Source organism: Pseudomonas sp. A125, assembly GCF_055409485.1.
The window spans coordinates 135,962-151,814 of the sequence record NZ_JBUZVP010000013.1; the positions used below are offsets into that span (position 1 = coordinate 135,962).

General features: G+C 62.1%; 12 protein-coding genes. 11 read left to right on the top strand and 1 reads right to left on the bottom strand.

Going from position 1 to position 15,853, the window contains the following annotated elements; translation table 11 throughout:
- Positions 1-110 precede the first annotated feature (110 nt).
- From ACZRN6_RS19050 to ACZRN6_RS19065, 4 genes are read left to right on the top strand one after another with little or no spacing between them, the layout of a single operon-like run.
- Positions 111-1,454 carry a 3-oxoacyl-ACP reductase gene (locus ACZRN6_RS19050; RefSeq protein WP_322144769.1) on the top strand — a complete coding sequence of 448 codons (1,344 nt, stop codon included), beginning with the start codon at positions 111-113 and terminating at the stop codon, positions 1,452-1,454.
- A 2-nt stretch (positions 1,455-1,456) separates the two neighbouring features.
- On the top strand, positions 1,457-2,347 hold the full coding sequence (locus tag ACZRN6_RS19055) for a MaoC/PaaZ C-terminal domain-containing protein (RefSeq protein WP_464008519.1): 891 nt from the start codon (positions 1,457-1,459) through the stop codon (positions 2,345-2,347).
- Positions 2,344-3,642, top strand: a complete 1,299-nt coding sequence (locus ACZRN6_RS19060) for an acetyl-CoA C-acetyltransferase (protein WP_464008520.1) — start codon at positions 2,344-2,346, stop codon at positions 3,640-3,642. The genes ACZRN6_RS19055 and ACZRN6_RS19060 overlap by 4 nt, the downstream gene beginning before the upstream one ends.
- Positions 3,643-3,674: 32 nt before the next feature.
- Positions 3,675-5,378 carry an AMP-binding protein gene (locus ACZRN6_RS19065; RefSeq protein WP_464008521.1) on the top strand — a complete coding sequence of 568 codons (1,704 nt, stop codon included), beginning with the start codon at positions 3,675-3,677 and terminating at the stop codon, positions 5,376-5,378.
- Positions 5,379-5,477: 99 nt separating this feature from the next.
- Here the strand turns inward: ACZRN6_RS19065 and ACZRN6_RS19070 are convergent, their stop codons facing one another.
- Positions 5,478-6,374 (bottom strand): MurR/RpiR family transcriptional regulator, encoded by an 897-nt coding sequence (locus ACZRN6_RS19070; protein ID WP_322144773.1) that lies wholly within the window; start codon positions 6,372-6,374, stop codon positions 5,478-5,480.
- A 303-nt stretch (positions 6,375-6,677) separates the two neighbouring features.
- On the opposite strand from ACZRN6_RS19070, the gene ACZRN6_RS19075 reads away from it, so the two are divergent.
- The 7 genes from ACZRN6_RS19075 to iolG all read left to right on the top strand — a co-directional run bounded on the left by ACZRN6_RS19075 (position 6,678) and on the right by iolG (position 15,837).
- Entirely contained in the window at positions 6,678-8,615 is a 1,938-nt protein-coding gene (locus ACZRN6_RS19075) for a bifunctional 5-dehydro-2-deoxygluconokinase/5-dehydro-2-deoxyphosphogluconate aldolase (protein WP_464008522.1), read from the top strand.
- A gap of 197 nt (positions 8,616-8,812) precedes the next feature.
- Positions 8,813-9,706: a myo-inosose-2 dehydratase gene (iolE, locus tag ACZRN6_RS19080; RefSeq protein ID WP_464008523.1), complete on the top strand. Its 894-nt coding sequence runs from the start codon at positions 8,813-8,815 to the stop codon at positions 9,704-9,706.
- Complete coding sequence (gene iolB, locus ACZRN6_RS19085) at positions 9,703-10,497, top strand: 5-deoxy-glucuronate isomerase (RefSeq protein ID WP_464008524.1); 795 nt, start codon at positions 9,703-9,705, stop codon at positions 10,495-10,497. Before iolE ends, iolB begins: the two co-directional genes overlap by 4 nt.
- Positions 10,498-10,519: 22 nt before the next feature.
- On the top strand, positions 10,520-12,022 hold the full coding sequence (locus ACZRN6_RS19090; protein ID WP_322144777.1) for a CoA-acylating methylmalonate-semialdehyde dehydrogenase: 1,503 nt from the start codon (positions 10,520-10,522) through the stop codon (positions 12,020-12,022).
- A gap of 27 nt (positions 12,023-12,049) precedes the next feature.
- Positions 12,050-12,865: a TIM barrel protein gene (locus ACZRN6_RS19095; protein WP_464008525.1), complete on the top strand. Its 816-nt coding sequence runs from the start codon at positions 12,050-12,052 to the stop codon at positions 12,863-12,865.
- 10 nt (positions 12,866-12,875) lie between these two features.
- Complete coding sequence (iolD, locus tag ACZRN6_RS19100; protein ID WP_464008526.1) at positions 12,876-14,807, top strand: 3D-(3,5/4)-trihydroxycyclohexane-1,2-dione acylhydrolase (decyclizing); 1,932 nt, start codon at positions 12,876-12,878, stop codon at positions 14,805-14,807.
- Positions 14,808-14,826: 19 nt separating this feature from the next.
- Positions 14,827-15,837 (top strand): bifunctional inositol 2-dehydrogenase/D-chiro-inositol 1-dehydrogenase, encoded by a 1,011-nt coding sequence (gene iolG / locus ACZRN6_RS19105; protein WP_464008527.1) that lies wholly within the window; start codon positions 14,827-14,829, stop codon positions 15,835-15,837.
- The last annotated feature ends 16 nt before the right edge of the window (positions 15,838-15,853 follow it).

A 15,853-nucleotide genomic window follows, 5' to 3' on the forward strand; every position in this document is an offset into this window, starting at 1 on the left:
GCAGACGCCGCGGTGTATCCGTTACACCGAGGCGATGCCATCGCAGGCAAGCCAGCTCCCACAGGGGATCGGGTTTCCATGGCAACACCGTGTTGTGAGTGAGTTTATCCATGAGTGACAGCTACCTTTCTTTCGTCAATTCCCCTTGGGGAGCCTGGCTGGCCCGCACTGCCGGCCTGCCCCAACCCCTGACGCTGCAACGCCACCGCAGCGGCCAACAAGGCCTGGCCAACCCGGTAATCGTCGCCGGGGCAGGGCGCCTGGGGGCGGAAATCCAGCGCATTTTCACCGCCACCGACACGGTGAGCGCAACCGCCGCGACCCTCAAGGCGCCCTCAACGGTCAAGGTCCAGGGCGCGGTGTTCGACGCCAGTGCCATCGCCGACCTCAAGCAACTGGACGAGCTCTACGCATTCTTCCACGCCAACGCCAAGCGCCTCGGGCAACACGCCCGGGTGGTGGTGCTCGGCACCGCGCCAGAGCTGTGCAAGGACTTGCCGCAAGCCATCGCCCAACGCGCGCTTGAAGGTTTGGTGCGGTCACTGGCCAAGGAATTGCGCCGGGCGATCACGGTGCAACTGATCTACGTCGCGCCCGGCGCTGAAGGCGCGCTGGAAAGCAGCCTGCGGTTCTTCCTGTCGCGGCGTTCGGCCTATGTCTCGGGGCAAGTGGTACGCCTGGAAAAGCCGGTGGACACCCAAGCCGAAATCAACTGGGACAAACCCCTCAGCGGGCGCCGGGCCCTGGTCACCGGTGCCTCCCGTGGCATCGGCCTGGCGATTGCCCAGGTGCTGGCGCGTGACGGTGCGCAAGTGGTCTGCGTGGATGTGCCCCAGGCCCAGGACGCGCTGCAACAGGCGGCCAGCAGTGTCGGCGGTACCGCGCTGGCACTGGACATCACCGCCCTTGATGCCGCGCAACAGTTGCAGGCGCATGTCAGCCAACACGGTGCATTTGACGTGCTGGTACACAACGCCGGGATTACCCGCGACAAAACCATCGCCAAGATGACGCAAGCCGCGTGGCGCAGTGTGCTGGCGGTCAATTTGGAGGCGCCGTGGCACCTGAGCACGGCGCTGTTGGAAAGCCAGGGCGTTAAGCCCGGTGGGCGGATCGTGTGTGTCTCGTCGATTTCCGGTATCGCCGGCAACCTTGGGCAAAGCAACTACGCCACCTCCAAGGCGGGGGTGATCGGCCTGGTGCAAGGCCTTGCACCGCACGCGGCGGCGCAGCAGGTGACGGTGAATGGCGTGGCGCCCGGATTTATCGAAACCCAGATGACCGCAAAGATCCCGCTGATGATTCGCGAAGCGGGCCGGCGAATGAATTCCATGTCCCAGGGTGGGCAACCCATCGACGTGGCAGAAACCATCGCCTGGCTGGCGCACCCGGCTTCCGGCGGGGTCAATGGCCAGGTGGTGCGGGTCTGCGGCCAAAGCCTGTTGGGAGCCTGAGCATGGAATACGTGACGCAGATTATTGACCCGCCGCCCTCACATTCGCGGCTGTTGCTGGACGGTGTATTGGGCTTGCGCAAACCCAAGGTCGAAGGCGCGCCGGCATTACCGAACGAACGCCTGGTGCGCTCGGCGGTTGAGCTGTCTTCACAAGGGATTGCAGCCTATGGCCGGGCCTGCGGTTTTCGCCGCGAGCAGGGCGTGCCGCTGTCCTATCCGCACGTGCTGGCGTTCCCGCTGCACCTGATGCTGCTGACCCGGCCGAGCTTCCCGTACCCGGCCAGCGGCATGGTGCACCTGGCCAATCGCATCCGTCAGCATCAACGCCTGGCGGAGGGCCAGGCGTTGCGCCTGGAGGTGTATTGCGCGCGCTGGGTTTCCCATCCCAAGGGCCAGGCGTTGAGCATCGCCACCCGCGCCTACAGCACAGGCACGTTGGTGTGGGAAAGCGACAGCCTGTATTTGCGCCGTGATGTAAAAGCCCCGGTCGGGGAGCCGTGGGACGATGTGCTGGCGTTGCAGCAAGACGGTTTGCTGCGCACCCAACGCTGGGTGTTGCCGGCCGGTCTGGGGCGGCGTTTCGCCAAGGTGTCGGGGGATTTCAACCCGATTCACACCTCGATCATCGGCGCCAGGCTCTTCGGTTTCCGCCGGGCCATTGCCCACGGCATGTGGACCCTGGGCCGCGCCTTGGCGGCCCAGCAACCACCCGGTGGGCTGGGCCAGGCCGAGGCTCATTGCGACTTCAAGTTGCCGATCTTCCTGCCCGGCCAGGTGGCCCTGTGGAACGTCCCGCCAACCGGCCCGCGCCGTGAGTTTGAAGTGCGCAATTTCGCTGGCGACAAACCCCATATGCGTGGGCTGTTTATCTGGAATGAGAACCCTCGATGAGTGACTACAGCTTCAACCCGGCCCCGACCCGCCGCGTGGCGATTATCGGCGGCAACCGCATTCCGTTTGCCCGTTCCAACACCGTGTACGCCCACGACAGCAATCAGGATTTGCTGGTCGCCGCCCTGCAAGGCCTGGTAGACCGCTACAACCTTCATGGCCTGCGCCTAGGCGAGTTTGCTGCGGGAGCTGTGATCAAGCATTCCCGGGATTTCAACCTGGCTCGGGAAAGCCTGCTGTCCACCACGCTGTCTGCGCAAACGCCGGCCTACGACTTGCAGCAAGCCTGCGGCACGGGCCTGGAAGCGGCGTTGCTGGTGGCAAATAAAATTGCCCTCGGGCAAATCGAAGTGGGCATCGCCGGTGGTTCCGACACCACCTCCGACGCACCCATCGGCATTAACGAATCCCTGCGCCATACCTTGCTTGCAGCCAACCGTGCCAAGGGCCCCGGTGCCAAGTTGAAGGCATTGATGGGCGTGCGCCCGTCGATGTTGTTCAAGCCGCTGCTGCCGCGCAATGGCGAGCCGCGCACGGGCCTCTCCATGGGTGAACACTGCGAAGAAATGGCCAAGCGCTGGCAGATCAAACGCCTGGCCCAGGACGAACTGACCCTCATCAGCCACCAGCGGTTGGACGCGGCGTACACGCAGGGTTTCTTCGACGATTTGATCAGCCCGTATCGCGGCCTGGCACGGGACAACAACCTGCGGGCCGACGCCAGCCTGGAGAAACTCGCCAGCCTGTCCCCGGCCTACGACCGCCAGAACGGCACGCTCACCGCCGGCAACTCCACGCCCCTGACCGATGGCGCCTCGGTGGTGTTGCTGGCCAGTGAGGAGTGGGCCGCCGAACGCGGCTTGCCCGTGATGGCCTATTTACGAACCGGTGAAACCGCGGCGGTGAATTTTGTCGACGGCACCGAAGGCCTGCTGATGGCCCCGGCCTACGCCGTGCCGCGCATGCTCAAGCGCGAAGGCCTGACGCTGGCTGACTTCGATCTGTTCGAGATCCACGAAGCCTTTGCTGCCCAAGTGCTGTGCACCCTCAAGGCCTGGGAAGACCCGGATTACTGCCGCGCCCGCCTGGGCCTCGACGCGCCGCTGGGCAGCATCGACCGCGCCAAAATGAACGTCAACGGCGGCTCCCTCGGCTGCGGTCACCCGTTCGCCGCCACCGGTGGCCGGCAACTCGCGGCGCTGGCCAAGGCCATCCACCAGCGTGGTGGCGGGCGCGGCTTGATTTCGATCTGCGCGGCGGGTGGGTTGGGCATTACCGCCATCGTTGAGAAGTAGTGCCAAACCATAAAAACAACAAGGAGACTGTCATGAACGCTGTAAGCCTGGAACAGACCGAACGCCTCTGGTTGAACGCTTACCTGCCCGGCGTACCGGCAGACATCGATGCCGGCATCGAGGAGTACCCGTCGTTGCGTGAGGTGTTCCTGGAGCACTTGTACAAGTTCCGTGACCGTGTGGCCTACGTCAGCATCGGCACCGAGATGACCTATGCCGATTGGCAGGTGCAGGGCATTGCCTTTGCTGCGTGGCTGCAAGCCCAGGGCGTGAAGAAGGGCGACCGGGTGGCGCTGATGATGCCCAACTGCTTGCAATACCCGATCTGCCTGTTGGGCACGATCCTGGCCGGCGCTGTGGTGGTCAACGTCAACCCGCTGTACACCGCCCGGGAGCTGCAACACCTGCTCAAGGACAGCGAGGCTGAGACCATCGTGATTTTCGAAAACTTCGCCCATACGTTAGAGAAGGTCGTCGCTGCCAGCACTGTCAAACGCGTGGTGGTGGCGGCCATCGGTGATTTGCTCGGCACCTTCAAGGGCGCGGCGATGAACTTCATCCTGCGCAGTGTGCAAAAGCAGGTGCCGAGCTTCCACCTGCCGGGGGCGGTGCGCTTTAACCAAGTGTTGAAACAGGGGCGCGGGAAGACCCATCTGGCGGTGCCGATGAATCGCGAAGACCTGGCCTTCCTGCAATACACCGGCGGCACCACCGGCGACGCCAAGGGCGTGATGCTCAGTCACCGCAATATCATTGCCAACCTGTTGCAGGCCAAAGCGTGGGTCGGTAATCAACTGGACCAGAATCAACAGGAAACCAATGTCACGCTGTTGCCGCTGTACCACATCTTTTCCCTGACGGTGAATTGCCTGATGTTCATGTGCCTGGGCGGGCGCAACATCCTGATCGCCAACCCACGAGACGTGAAGCGGGTGCAGATGATCCTGCGCAAAGAGCGTTTCAACGGGATTGCCGGGGTGAATACGCTGTTTAATGGCCTGTTGGAAAACAAGGAGTTCTGCGCCCGTGACTTTTCCGATTTGCGCATGGTGATCGCCGGCGGCATGGCCACTCATACCGCCGTGGCCAAGCGCTGGAAGGAAGTCACCGGTTTGCCGATCATCGAAGGTTACGGCCTTACCGAGTGCTCGCCGGTGGTGAGCATCAGCCCCATCGATATCTCGCGGATGCGCGAGATGGAATTTACCGGCAGCATCGGCGTGCCGCTTCCGTCGACCTGGGTGCGGTTTATTCGTGAAGACGGCGAGCTGGCAGAACTGGGCGAGCAGGGCGAGTTGCAAGTGCGCGGGCCGCAGGTGATGCAGGGTTACTGGAAGCGCCCGGCGGAAACGGCCGAGGTGCTGGATGCCGAAGGGTGGCTGTCCACCGGGGACATCGGGGTGATGAATGAGCAGGGCTTCATTCGCCTGGTGGACCGCAAGAAAGACATGATCCTGGTGTCCGGGTTTAACGTGTACCCCAACGAGATCGAAGACGTGGTGGCGTTGCATCCGGGCGTGGCGGAAGTGGCGGCGATTGGGGTGGAGGATGGGGTGACCGGCGAACGGGTGAAAATCATCGTGGTGCGCAAGGACCCGAGTTTGACCCAGGAGCAAATCCTGGCGCATTGCCGGGAATACCTGACGGGGTACAAGGTGCCGCGGTTTGTGGAGTTTCGTACTGAAGAGTTGCCCAAGACGACGGTGGGTAAAGTGTTGCGCCGGGCACTGCGCTAAATGTAGGAGCTGGCTTGCCAGCGATGACGGTGTGTCAGCCTGTACATCTGGCACTGATCCACCGCCATCGCAGGCAAGCCAGCTCCTACATGATCGCCATCAGTCGTCGAATCCCACCTGTTCATGAATCTCATCGACCTTCAACTCCAGCCGATACGCCACGGCAATAAACAACGCCTGGCACAGGCACAACGTCGCACTCAGTGACCTGAACGCAAACGACGAACCTTCATTCACCAGCAACACTGTGCTTGCGCGCTTGGCCAAGGGTGACAGGTTGCTGTCGGTGATAATCAGTGTCTTGGCCTGATGATGCTGGGCAATGCGCAGGCAGTGCTGGGTTTCCTTGCCGTACGGCGTAAAGCTGATGGCAATCACCAAATCGTTGGCCCGCACACTGCGCATCTGCTCGCGATAACTGCCGCCCAACCCCGAGACCAAATGAATGCGCTTGTTGGTGTGCTGCAGGTTGTACACCAGGTAATCCGCCACAGCGAACGAACGGCGCACGCCCACCACGTAGATATTGTCGGCATTCACCACCAGGTCCACGGCCTTGTCGAAGGCTGCGTCATCCAGCTCAAGCCCCAGGCGCTCGATGCCCGACAGGGTGGCATTCACGCACTCACGGGCCAGGTCGCCGCCGCTGGCTTTCTGCGATTTGTTGGCGATCATGCTGCGGATGCGCTGCTGGTAGTTCTGCACCGGCGTGGTCTTGTGGGTGTAGGCCTCGCGGAACAACGCCTGCATCTCACTGAAACCACTGAAACCGAAACGCTGGGAAAACCGCACGATGGCCGAGGGGTGCACTTCGCATTCCCGCGCGATGTCGCTGATGCGGTCGACCATGATCCGGTCGCTTTGCTGGTTCATGTAGCTGGCGATGCGCTTGAGCTGGCGCGGCAGGCTCTCGTATTCATCGGTGATCAGCTGCAACAGCCGCTCGGCGTTCAGCGGCGGGCTGGCGAGTGCGTCTTCCGGGGCGCTCTGGGACATAGGGAATCCTTCTGGCTTGTTCTTATAGGGCGCGTTGCGGCGCCCCTGACAATAAGTCGATGTGCGCAAGTCTACAGGGTAGGCGCAAAAAAATACCTCGGCATCCCGTGCCACGGTGCTGCTGAATCGATGCACCGTGGCTGGGATATACCGATGATGACTTATTGGAAAATATATTCTACAAAAAATATTTATAGAATAAATATTGATTGGCGTCGCCAGACGTTCTAGTCTGCTTGCACCAAGAGCGGGTGCCGCCACCACGACGGCACACGCAGGCTGATAAAAATAACAGGAGCCAGCATGGGCCAGACTCGTTTTGCCAGTGGGCGTCAATTGGATCTGATTTGCCTGGGACGCCTGGGCGTCGACCTTTACGCACAACAAGTGGGTGCGCCCCTTTCGGATGTCTCAAGCTTCGCCAAGTACCTCGGTGGTTCCTCCGCCAACATCGCATTCGGCACCGCGCGGCTGGGGCTCAAGTCGGCGATGTTGAGCCGGGTGGGGGACGATCATATGGGACGTTTCCTGCTGGAGTCCCTGGCCCGCGAAGGCTGCGACGTCAGCGGCATCAAGGTCGACCCGGAACGCCTCACCGCCCTGGTGCTGCTGGGTCTAAAGGACCGCGAAACCTTCCCGCTGGTGTTCTACCGCGAGAACTGCGCCGACATGGCCCTGCGTGCTGAAGACATCAGCGAAGCCTTTATTGCTTCGAGCAAGGTGCTGCTGATCACCGGCACTCACTTCTCCACCGACGGCGTGTACAAGGCCAGCATCCAGGCCCTGGACTATGCCGAGAAGCACAACGTCAAACGTGTGCTCGACATCGACTACCGCCCAGTGCTCTGGGGCCTGGCCGGCAAGGCCGACGGCGAAACCCGGTTTGTGGCCGACCAGAATGTCAGCCAGCACGTGCAAAAAATCCTCCCGCGTTTTGACCTGATCGTCGGCACCGAAGAAGAATTCCTGATGGCCGGTGGCAGCGAAGATTTGCTGACAGCGCTGCGTACGGTGCGCGGCCTGACCTCGGCCACCCTGGTGGTCAAGCTCGGCCCGCAAGGCTGCACGGTGATCCATGGCGACATTCCGGCGCGCCTTGAAGATGGCGCGATCTATCCCGGTGTACGAGTGGAAGTGCTCAACGTGCTGGGCGCCGGTGATGCCTTCATGGCCGGATTCCTCAGCGGTTGGCTGGAAGACGCCAACGACGATCGCTGCTGCCAGTTGGCCAATGCCTGCGGCGGCCTGGTGGTGTCGCGCCATGCCTGCGCGCCGGCGATGCCGACCCGTGCCGAACTCGACTACCTGTTCAACAGCCCGGTGCCGATTACCCGCCCGGACCAGGACGCGGTGCTGCAACGCCTGCACCGGGTCAGCGTGCCGCGCAAAGTCTGGAAGCAGCTGTTTGTGTTTGCCTTCGACCACCGTTGGCAGTTGGTAGAACTGGCACAGAAGGGCGGCCAGGACCTGGCGCGGATCAGTGCCCTCAAGCAACTGTTTATCCAGGCCGTGGAACGGGTTGAAAGCAAACTGGCGGAGCAAGGCGTCGAGGCGGACGTCGGGATTCTGGCTGACCAACGTTTTGGCCAGGACGCGTTGAACGCCGCCAGTGGTCGCGGCTGGTGGATCGCCCGCCCGGTGGAAGTGCAGAACTCACGGCCGCTGGTCTTTGAACACGGGCGCTCGGTGGGCAGCAACCTGATTGCCTGGCCCCAGGAGCAGATCATCAAGTGCCTGGTGCAATTTCACCCCGACGACGAGCCGCTGCTGCGCCTGGAACAGGAAGCGCAACTCAAGGCCCTGTATCAGGCGTCCCTGGTCAGCGGCCACGAGCTGCTGCTGGAAGTCGTGCCGCCCAAGGATCACCCGTCCACCTATCCCGACGTGCTGTATCGCAGCCTCAAGCGCCTGTACAACCTGGGTATTTACCCGGCGTGGTGGAAGATCGAGGCGCAGTCGGCCGCGGACTGGAAAAAGCTCGACGAACTGATTCAGGAGCGCGATCCCTATTGCCGGGGCGTGGTGCTGCTGGGCCTGAACGCGTCGGCCGAGTGCCTGGCCGATGGCTTCCAGCAAGCGGGCCAGAGCCAGACCTGCCGTGGTTTTGCCGTGGGCCGCACGATCTTCCAAGAGCCAAGCCGAGCCTGGCTGGCGGGGGAGATTGACGATGAGGGGCTGATTCAACAAGCCCAGGGCATATTCGAACAGCTGATCAATGCCTGGCGCAGCGCCCGAAGTTGAACACCGGTCGTTGAATTGGAATGCAATCAAAGGTGGGAGCTGGTTTATGTGGGAGCTGGGCTTGCCCGCGATAGGATCCACTCGGTCTATCTGAAGCACCGAGGTGTCTGCATCGCAGGCAAGCCAGCTCCCACACAAGCGGGCTTCCACATAAAGCAGATCTCAGGCAACTCTGAAAAACAATAATAGGTGCAGCCATGCCCGCTATCCGAATTGGCATCAACCCGATCTCCTGGAGCAACGACGACCTGCCGGCCCTGGGCGGCGAAACGCCGTTGAGTACAGCCCTCAGCGAAGGCAAGGACATCGGCTACGAAGGTTTTGAACTCAACGGTAAATTCCCCAAGGACGCCAAGGGCGTGGGCGATGTGTTGCGCCCCTACGACCTGGCACTGGTCTCCGGCTGGTATTCCAGCCGCCTGGCCCGGCGCTCGGTGGCAGAAGAAATCGAGGCCATCGCCAGCCATGTCGAACTGCTGCGCGAAAACGGCGCCAGCGTCTTGGTATACGGCGAAGTCGCCGATTCGATCCAGGGTTCGCCGGTACGCCTGATGGAACGCCCGCGTTTTCACAGCGAACAGGCCTGGCAAGAGTACGCCGACAAACTCACCGAACTGGCGCGCTTTACCTTGTCCCAGGGCGTGCGCCTGGCGTACCACCACCATATGGGCGCGTACGTCGAGTCCCCGGAAGACATCGACTGCCTGATGCGCCTCACCGGCCCCGAAGTCGGCCTGCTGTTCGATTCTGGCCACTGCTACATGGGCGGCGGCGAGCCTGTCGAGGTGCTGCGCAAGCACATCGACCGCATCTGCCACGTGCACTTCAAAGATGTGCGCAAGCCGGTGGTGCAACTGGCACGCAACCAGATGTGGAGCTTCCCGGACTGCATCGTCAACGGCACCTTCACCGTGCCCGGCGATGGTGATATCGACTTCGCCGCGCTGCTGGATGTGCTGTTGGCCGCCAACTACCACGGCTGGCTGGTGGTGGAGGCGGAACAGGATCCTGCCGTGGCGCCCAGCTACGTCTATGCGAAGAAGGGCTACGACACCCTGCGCGCACTGCTCAGTGAGAGGATTGGACAATGAGCCTGTTGGTCAAAAGCAGCAAACGCGGGCAAACCATGGTCGCGCTGGAAGAAGGGCGCCTGGAATACGTGGGTTTTGCCGCCTACCGCCTGAGCCTGGGCGAAACCCTGCCCGTGACGGCCGGTGATAAAGAACTGTGCCTGGTGCTGCTCAGTGGCCGGGTGAACATCCAGGGTGAAGGCTTCAACTGGGAAAACCTCGGCGACCGCCACTCGGTGTTCGAAGACAAATCACCCTTCGCCGCCTATTTGCCACCGGGCACCGACGCCCAGGTCATCGCACTCAGCGACGTACAGATCGCCGTGTGCGCCGCGCCCGGTTCAACGGACGCCGGTCTTGAGCCTCGCTTGATCCGCCCCGAGCAATGCAAGCGCAGCGTGCGCGGCAAGGGCGCCAACACCCGCTACGTGTGCGACATCCTGCCCGACAGCGAGCCCGCCCATTCGCTTTTGGTGGTGGAGGTACGTACGCCGTCCGGTCACTCGTCGAGCTACCCGCCCCACAAGCACGACACCGACGATTTGCCGCACCAGAGCTTTCTCGAAGAAACCTATTACCACCAGGTCAACCCGCCCCAGGGTTTTGTGTTCCAGCGGGTCTACACCGACGACCGCAGCATCGACCAGGCCATGGCCGTGGAAAACAGCGACCTGGTGGTGGTGCCCAAGGGGTATCACCCGGTCAGCGTCCCGTATGGCTACGAGTCCTACTACCTGAACGTGATGGCCGGCCCCACGCGCGCCTGGCATTTCCATAACGACCCGCAGCACAGCTGGCTGCTGGATCTTTAAGCACCTTCGACGGAGAACAATAATGAGCAACGCCCAGGTAATCGGCCATTACATCAACGGCCAGGTGCAGGACAGCGACAGCGAGCGCTTCAGCAATGTATTCAACCCGGCCACGGGCGAAGTCCAGGCCCGCGTGGGGTTGGCCAGCCAGAAGACCGTCGATGACGCCGTAGCTTCAGCCCTCAAAGCGTTCCCCGCGTGGTCCGAACAATCGTCCCTGCGTCGTTCGCGGGTGTTGTTCAAGTTCAAGGAACTGCTCGACCAGCACCACGATGAGCTGGCCGAAATCATCAGCCGCGAACACGGCAAGGTGTTCTCCGACGCCAAGGGCGAAGTCACCCGCGGCATCGAGATTGTCGAGTACGCCTGTGGCGCGCCCAACCTGCTGAAAACCGATTTCAGCGACAACATCGGCGGCGGCATCGACAACTGGAACCTGCGCCAGCCACTGGGCGTGTGCGCCGGCATTACCCCGTTCAACTTCCCGGTGATGGTGCCGCTGTGGATGATCCCGCTGGCGCTGGCCACCGGTAACTGCTTCATCCTCAAGCCGTCCGAGCGCGATCCGTCCGCCAGCTTGCTGATGGCCCGCCTGCTGACCGAAGCCGGGCTGCCCGACGGCGTGTTCAACGTGGTGCAGGGCGACAAGAGCGCCGTAGACGGCCTGTTGCAGCACCCGGACGTCGAGGCGATTTCGTTTGTCGGCTCCACGCCAATCGCCGAGTACATCCACCAGCAAGCCACCCAGCGCGGCAAGCGTGTGCAGGCGCTGGGCGGTGCGAAGAACCATATGATCGTGATGCCCGACGCCGACCTGGACCAGGCGGCCGACGCCTTGATCGGCGCGGCTTATGGCTCGGCGGGCGAGCGGTGCATGGCGATTTCGATTGCCGTGGTGGTGGGCGATGTCGGCGACAAGCTGATCGAAAAACTGCTGCCGCGTATCGACCAGCTGAAGGTCGGCAACGGCATGCACAAAGACAGTGAGATGGGGCCGCTGGTCACCGCCGAACACAAGGCCAAGGTCGAAGGTTTTATTGACCAGGGCGTGGCCCAGGGCGCGAAGCTGATCGTCGATGGCCGTGGCTTCAAGGTGCCGGGCGCGCAGGGTGGTTTCTTCGTTGGCGCGACCTTGTTCGATCACGTCACCACCGAGATGAGCATCTACCAGCAAGAGATCTTCGGGCCGGTGCTGGGCATCGTGCGGGTTGCGGATTTTGCCAGTGCCGTCGCCTTGATCAACGCCCATGAGTTCGGCAACGGCGTGTCGTGCTTCACCAGCGACGGCGGCATCGCCCGCGCCTTTGCCCGCACCATCAAGGTCGGCATGGTCGGCATCAACGTGCCGATTCCGGTGCCGATGGCCTGGCACTCGTTCGGTGGCTGGAAGCGCTCGCTGTTCGGTGACCACCACGCCTACGGTGAAGAAGGCATTCGTTTCTACAGCCGCTACAAAAGCATCATGCAACGCTGGCCTGACAGCATCGCCAAGGGCCCTGAATTCAGCATGCCAACCGCCAAGTAACTTTTTCGAGTGTGGAGCACAACAATAATGAAGTCGCCTCTACGTTTTGCCCTGAACCGCATGGTCGCCCCCAGCCTTTCCCTGCCGGATTTTATCCAGTTGGCGGTGACCCTCAAATGCGACGCCATCGAGATCCGCAACGACCTTAAAGGCATCGAGATTGAAGACGGCACCCCCGCCAGCCGCGTGCGCGAATTGTGCGCGGTGCACGGCATCACCGTGCTGACGATCAACGCGCTGTACCCCTTCGATGTGTGGAATGACGAACGCCGCGCCCAGGCGATCAAGCTGGCTGCCTATGCCCGCGAATGCGGTGCGCAGGCCTTGGTGATGTGCCCGTTGAACGACCGTGCCGATTCACGCAACGAAGCCCAGCGTGCGACCGGCTTGCGCACAGCCTTGAGCGAGCTGGCGCCGATCCTGCGCGAATACGGGATTCTCGGTTTTGTCGAGCCCTTGGGATTTGAAGAATGCTCCCTGCGCCGCAAACGCGTGGCGGTGGATGCGATCAAGGCCATCGGTGGCCTGGATGTGTTCCGTGTGGTGCACGACACCTTTCACCACCACCTGGCCAGCGAACATGAGTTCTTCCCTGAGTTGACCGGGCTGGTGCATATCTCTGGCGTGGAAGATGCGCAGGCGCCGCTGAACTCGATCCGCGACGGCCACCGCGTATTGGTGGGCGAGGGTGACATCCTCGGCAACGCCGCGCAGATCGACACCTTACTCAGCACCGGCTACAGCGGCCACCTGTCGTTCGAGCCGTTCGCCGAAAGCGTGCATGGGCTGGCGGATATCAAGCAGGCCTTGGGGGCGAGCATGGCCCACCTGCAGAAACGATAAGGGGCACCACATGACCACAACCCGATTGACCATGGCCCAGGCCCTGGTGAAGTTTCTGGATAACCAGTACATCGAAGTCGATGGTGTGCAGAGCAAATTCGTCGCCGGCATTTTCACGATTTTCGGCCACGGTAATGTGCTGGGTCTTGGCCAGGCGCTGGAACAGGACAGCGGTGATCTGGTGGTGCATCAGGGCCGCAACGAGCAGGGCATGGCCCACGCGGCAATTGGTTTTGCCAAGCAGCACTTGCGCCGCAAGATCTACGCTTGCTCCTCTTCGGTAGGGCCGGGCGCGGCGAATATGTTGACCGCTGCGGCGACCGCGACGGCCAACCGGATCCCGTTGCTGCTGTTGCCCGGTGACGTGTACGCTAGCCGCCAGCCGGACCCCGTACTGCAACAGATCGAGCAGTTCCACGATCTGAGCATCAGCACCAACGACGCCTTTCGTGCGGTGAGCAAATACTGGGACCGCATCAATCGCCCCGAACAGTTGATGACGGCGGCGATTCACGCCATGCGTGTGCTCACCGACCCGGCGGAAACCGGCGCCGTGACCCTGGCCCTGCCGCAGGATGTGCAGGCTGAAGCCTGGGATTACCCGGATTACTTCCTGCAAAAACGTGTGCACCGTATCGACCGTCGTCCGGCCACCGAGGCGATGCTGGGCGATGCGGTGGCGGCGTTCAAGGGCAAGCGTAAACCGCTGATCGTGTGTGGCGGCGGGGTCAAATACTCCGGGGCGAACGCCGCGCTGCAAGCCTTTGCCGAGCGTTTCGACATTCCTTTCGCGGAAACCCAGGCGGGCAAGAGCGCGGTGGTGTCCAGCCATCCACTGAACCTCGGCGGCCTCGGTGAAACCGGTTGCCTGGCGGCGAACCTGCTGGCGCCGGAAGCCGACCTGATTATCGGCATCGGCACGCGTTATACCGACTTCACCACGTCGTCGAAGTCGCTGTTCAAACACCCTGAAGTGCGGTTTCTCAACCTCAATATCAGCCCGTGCGATGCGCTGAAACTGGATGCCGTGCAGTTGCTGGCGGATGCCAAGGTAGGCCTCCAAGCGCTGGCTGAAGCCCTGGGCGACTATCGCTCCAGCTGGGGCGATCAACCACGGGATGCCAAGGCGCAGCTCGACGCCGAGGTCGACCGCATCTACCAGGCCGATTACCAGACCGAAAACTTCGTGCCGGAAATCAACGACCATATGGACCCGGCGGTGCTGCGCGAATTCATCGAGCTGACCGGTTCCTGCCTGACCCAAAGCCGCGTACTCGGCGTGTTGAATGAAACCCTGGCCGACGACGCGATCATCGTCGCCGCCGCCGGCAGCCTGCCCGGTGACTTGCAGCGCAGCTGGCGCAGCAAGGGCGTCAACACCTACCACGTCGAGTACGGCTATTCGTGCATGGGCTACGAGGTCAACGCCGCATTGGGCGTCAAGCTCGCCGAGCCTGGGCGCGAGGTTTACGCACTGGTGGGCGATGGCTCTTACATGATGCTGCATTCGGAGCTGGCCACCTCGATCCAGGAGCGGCGCAAGATCAACGTGGTGCTGCTGGACAACATGACCTTCGGCTGCATCAACAACCTGCAGATGGAACACGGCATGGACAGCTTCGGCACCGAGTTCCGCTTCCGTAACCCTGAAACCGGCAAGCTCGACGGCGGTTTTGTGCCGGTGGACTTCGCCATGAGCGCGGCGGCCTATGGCTGCAAGACCTATAAGGTCAATACCGTGGAGCAGCTGCAGGCGGCGCTGGCCGATGCGCTTACACAAACGGTGTCGACGCTGATTGATATCAAGGTTTTGCCCAAAACCATGATCCACAAATACCTGTCGTGGTGGCGCGTGGGTGTGGCGCAGGTGTCCACCAGCGAGCGCACCGATGCGGTAGCCAAACAACTCAATGAACGCCTGGCCAAGGCCCGGCAGTACTAATAACAAGAGGAGTGTTTCCATGTCTTTGAAGTTGGGTGTTATCGGTACTGGCGCCATCGGCCAGGATCATATTCGTCGTTGCAGCCAGACCTTGCTCAACAGCCAGGTGGTGGCCGTGACGGACATCAACCTTGAGCAGGCTGCCAAGGTCGTCTCGGACCTGAAACTCACCGCCGAGGTGTACCCGGACGGCCACGCGCTGATCAACTCGCCGCAAGTCGAGGCGATCCTCGTGACCTCCTGGGGCCCGAGCCACGAAGAGTTCGTGCTGGCGGCCATTGCTGCCGGCAAACCGGTGTTCTGCGAGAAACCACTGGCCGTGACCGCCGTAGGTTGCCGCAAGATCGTCGAGGCCGAAGTGGCCCACGGCAAGCGCCTGGTGCAAGTGGGCTTCATGCGCCCGTATGACCAGGGCTATCGCGCGTTGAAAGCGGTGATCGACAGCGGCCAGATCGGCGAACCGTTGATGCTGCACTGCGCCCACCGCAACCCGAGCGTGGGCGAGAACTACAAGACCGACATGGCGATTACCGACACCTTGATCCACGAGCTGGATGTGTTGCGCTGGTTGCTGGCCGATGACTACGTATCGGTGCAGGTGGTGTTCCCGCGTAAATCGAGCAAGGCGCTGGCGCACTTGCGTGACCCGCAGATCGTGCTGCTGGAAACCGCCAAGGGCACGCGTATCGATGTGGAAGTATTCGTGAACTGCCAGTACGGCTACGACATTCAGTGTGAAGTGGTGGGCGAGACGGGCATCGCCAAGTTGCCGGAGCCGTCCCAGGTGCAGATGCGCAGCGGGGCCAAGCTGTCGAACGCGATCCTGATGGATTGGAAAGACCGGTTTATCGCGGCCTATGACGTCGAGTTGCAGGCGTTCATTGATGGCGTAAGGGCAGGGCAGGTCGGCGGGCCGTCGGCGTGGGATGGTTTTGCGGCGGCGGTGGCGGCGGATGCGTGTATCGAAGCGCAGAACAATGGGCAGATTGTGAAAGTAGGTCTGCCGCCCCGTCCACATTTCTACGGATAACCACCTATTCCACTGG